The sequence below is a fragment of the Promicromonospora sp. NPDC060204 genome, from assembly GCF_042728455.1.
Lineage (GTDB): Bacteria > Actinomycetota > Actinomycetes > Actinomycetales > Cellulomonadaceae > Promicromonospora.
In genome coordinates this window covers 1-3,347 of sequence record NZ_JBHWZO010000403.1, presented here as the reverse complement: position 1 = coordinate 3,347, position 3,347 = coordinate 1, and the positions used below count along the sequence as shown (strand labels likewise).

General features: G+C 69.1%; 4 protein-coding genes. 1 reads left to right on the top strand and 3 read right to left on the bottom strand.

All coding sequences use genetic code 11. The features are described 5' to 3' along the window. Positions 1 to 59 precede the first annotated feature (59 nt). The 3 genes from ACFWEJ_RS28015 to ectA form a co-directional block, all read right to left on the bottom strand. Entirely contained in the window at positions 60 to 461 is a 402-nt protein-coding gene (locus ACFWEJ_RS28015) for an ectoine synthase (RefSeq protein ID WP_377232440.1), read from the bottom strand. After that, positions 458 to 1,870 (bottom strand): diaminobutyrate--2-oxoglutarate transaminase, encoded by a 1,413-nt coding sequence (gene ectB / locus ACFWEJ_RS28010; RefSeq protein ID WP_377232439.1) that lies wholly within the window; start codon positions 1,868 to 1,870, stop codon positions 458 to 460. Before ectB ends, ACFWEJ_RS28015 begins: the two co-directional genes overlap by 4 nt. 131 nt (positions 1,871 to 2,001) lie before the next feature. Then, positions 2,002 to 2,520: a diaminobutyrate acetyltransferase gene (ectA, locus tag ACFWEJ_RS28005; RefSeq protein WP_377232438.1), complete on the bottom strand. Its 519-nt coding sequence runs from the start codon at positions 2,518 to 2,520 to the stop codon at positions 2,002 to 2,004. A gap of 131 nt (positions 2,521 to 2,651) precedes the next feature. Between ectA and ACFWEJ_RS28000 the strand changes: the two genes are divergently transcribed. Continuing rightward, positions 2,652 to 3,284, top strand: a complete 633-nt coding sequence (locus ACFWEJ_RS28000; RefSeq protein WP_377232437.1) for a GNAT family N-acetyltransferase — start codon at positions 2,652 to 2,654, stop codon at positions 3,282 to 3,284. The last annotated feature ends 63 nt before the right edge of the window (positions 3,285 to 3,347 follow it).

The following is a 3,347-nucleotide window of genomic DNA, read 5'->3' as shown; positions in this document are numbered from 1 at the left end:
GGTCACCGGAGTGACCTGGGCGTCTGACACGTTCGGCGGGGGCGGCCGACGGCGGAGCGTCAGGCCTGGAGCTCCTCCTGCGTCACCAGCGGGTACACACCGTCGGCGTCATGCACCTCCCGCCCCGTGACGGGCGGGTTGAACGTGCAGATCAGCCGCAGGTCCGTCGTCGGCCGCATCGTGTGCTTCTCGTTGCCGTCCAGCAGGTACATCGTCCCGTCGGAGATCTGATGGCGCTCGCCGGTCTCCCGGTTCTCCAGCTCGCCGGTGCCGCCCACGCAGTACACGGCCTCGATGTGGTTGGCGTACCACATCTCGGTCTCCGTCCCGGCGTACATGGTGGTCTCGTGGAACGAGAAGCCCACGCCCTCCTGGGCGAGCACCAGGCGGCGGCTCCGCCAGGTCTCGGACCGCACGTCGCGGTCGGTGTCCTCCAGGTCGGCCAGTCGCGTGACGATCACTTGGTGTCCTCTCCTCGGGGGTCTGCCTGGTTCGCATGTCCGGCAACTTGGGGTCCGGAAACATCGTGGACAGCGCTGTCGTCGACCGCCGGCGCGCCCAGCACCTCAGCCGTCGCGGCCGCGATGATGTCCACCCCGGACCGCAGCTCGTCCGAGCCGATGGTCAGCGCGGGCATCGTCTTGAGCACCTCGTCCTCGGGCCCGGACGTCTCCACCAGCAGGCCGCGCTCGTAGGACGCCGCGGCGATCTTCGACGCCGCCGACGGGTCGGGGAACTTGATGCCGGTCAGGAACCCCCGGCCCTTGACGACGGCGCCGTCGTACCCGTTCGCGATCTGGGCCAGGCCGTCGTGCAGCTCGGTGGCGCGCGCCCTGACGCCCTCGGCGAAGGTGTCGTTCGCCCAGAACTGGTTCAGTGCAGCGGTGGCCGTGACGAACGAGGTGTTCTGGCCCCGGAAGGTGCCGTTGTGCTCGCCGGGCTCCCACTGGTCCAGATCGGGGCGGATCAGGGTGAGCGCCATCGACAGCCCGAAGCCGGAGATCGACTTCGACAGGCACACGATGTCGGGAACGATGCCCGACTCCTCGAAGCTGAAGAACTCGCCCGTGCGGCCGCAGCCGGCCTGCACGTCGTCCAGGATCAGCAGGATCCCGTGGGCGCGGCACAGCTCGGACAGGGCGCGCAGCCACTCCGGCCGCGCCGCGCTGAGCCCGCCCTCGCCCTGCACGGACTCCACGATGATCGCCGCGGGCTTGTCGACACCGGAGCCGCTGTCGCTGAGCACCCGTTCGAGCCACAGGAAGTCCTCGGTGGCGCCCGAGAAGTAGTCGTCGTACGGGATCTTCGAGCTGTTGGTCAGCGGCAAGCCTGCGCCGTTGCGCTTCATCGAGTTGCCGGTCACCGACAGCGCGCCCAGCGTCATGCCGTGGAACGCGTTGGTGAACGAGAGGATGTGCTGCCGGCCGGTCACCTTGCGGGCCAGCTTGAGGGCGCTCTCCACCGAGTTGGTCCCGGTCGGGCCGGGGAACATCACCTTGTAGTCCAGGTCGCGGGGCGCCAGGATCCGGTCCCGGAACGTCGTCAGGAACTCCCGTTTGGGCACCGTGTGCATGTCGAGCGCATGCACGATCCCGCCGCTGCGCAGGTAGTCGATCAGCGCGTCCAGCAGCACCGGGTGGTTGTGCCCGTAGTTGAGGGCGCCCGCTCCGGCGAAGAAGTCGAGATAACTTCGGCCGTCCTCGGCCTGGATCGTGCTGCCGGACGCCGTGGTGAAGGTCGTGGGCCAGCTACGGCAGTAGCTGCGCACCTGGGACTCGAGCTCGTCGAAGATGCTGGTGCTGCCAGAACTACTGACACTGCTGATGCTGCTGGTCGACGGGTCGCTGGGCATGGCGGTGTTCGGGCGCATGGCTCCTTCTGCGGTCCGGCTCTGCCGGCCGGACTCGGCTGGGGTAGATCGTGTGGGGTAGATCGTGTGGGGTGCTGCTGGGCGTGCGGGATCGTGCTGGGTACTGCAGGGGTGTCTGACCGGGACCAGGGTCAGGAGAGTGGCCCGATGCGGAACACGAGCTCCGCGTCGTGGCCGTCCGGGAACGCCTCCGTGGGGAAGACGGTCCGCACGTCGACGGGCGCACCCTGGGCCGACGCGAAGGACATGAACAGGGCGATCGACGCCGTGTTGTCCGAGGTGATGGTGGTCTCCACGTGGGTGCACCCGGGATGCTGCCCCGCGAGGTGCGCGAGCATCCGGGACGCCAGCCGCTGTCCGCGGTAGGCGTGGTCCACGGCCACCTGCCAGACCATCAGGGTGGTCGGCTCGTCGGGCCGGACGTATCCCGTGACGAACCCGGCGGGTTCGCCGTCGACGGTCACGATCACCGACGTCCGGGCGAAGTCACGTGCCCAGAGGAGGTACGCGTAGGACGAGTTGAGGTCCAGCGTCTTGCTGTCGCGCGCCAGGCGCCACATCGCTGCTCCGTCATCGACGGTGGGCTCCCTCAGCGCCACCGTGGTCTCGGTCGGATGGATGTGCTTGAGTTCCTCTTCGAGGTTCTGCATGACAAATCGACCGTAACGAACTTGGGTGATAATTGCACATTGCGAACCCGTGACGATCCCGTGACTGGCATGTTCCCGCGGCAAACTCGGGGTAACGCCGCCAGCGCGCCCCGGCGCGCTAGTCTGTCGCGGTGAGCGAGCCATTCATCCGTCAGTACCACGTCGCCGACCGCGCCGACGTCGCCGACATCTGCGTCCGCACCGCCGCGGCCGGCACCGACGCACGCGGCATCTACTCGTCCGACCTGATCATGCCCGACGTCTACGCGCTGCCCTACGTGGACCACTCCCCCGACCTCGCCTGGGTCGTCGAGCACGAGGGCCGCGCCGCCGGGTACATCGTCGCCGCCGCCGACACCCGCGCCTTCGCTCAGTGGTGGGCACGTGAGTGGACGCCGGGCTTCGTCGAACGCCACCCCGCACCCGGCCCCGCCACGGGACACAACCCCGGCTACACCGAGGCCCAGCTCCTGCGCGACGGCGCCGACCCCGAGCGCATGGTCCGCGGCCTGCGCCACGGCGAGCTCGAGACGCACCCCGCCCACCTGCACATCGACCTGCTGCCCGTGCTGCAACGCCGCGGCCTCGGCTCCCAGCTCATCGACACCCTCCGCGCGGCGCTCGCGGAGCGGGACGTGCCGGGCGTACACCTCGGCTACGCGTCGGAGAACACCTCGGCCGCCAAGTTCTACGACCGGTACGGCTTCCAGGAGCTCCCCTCCTCGACCCCGACCGCCCCGCTGGTAGGCATCGCCACCTCCTGACGCCCTCCACCGCCTGAAACTCCCCGCTGAGTGCTGGGTATTTGCGCTCCTGGACCCCAGAAC

Coding starts and splice junctions, on each gene's coding strand:
- ectA (WP_377232438.1), bottom strand. CDS start 2,520: ATGCAGAACCTCGAAGAGGAACTCAAGCACATCCATCCGACCGAGACC.
- ectB (WP_377232439.1), bottom strand. CDS start 1,870: ATGCGCCCGAACACCGCCATGCCCAGCGACCCGTCGACCAGCAGCATC.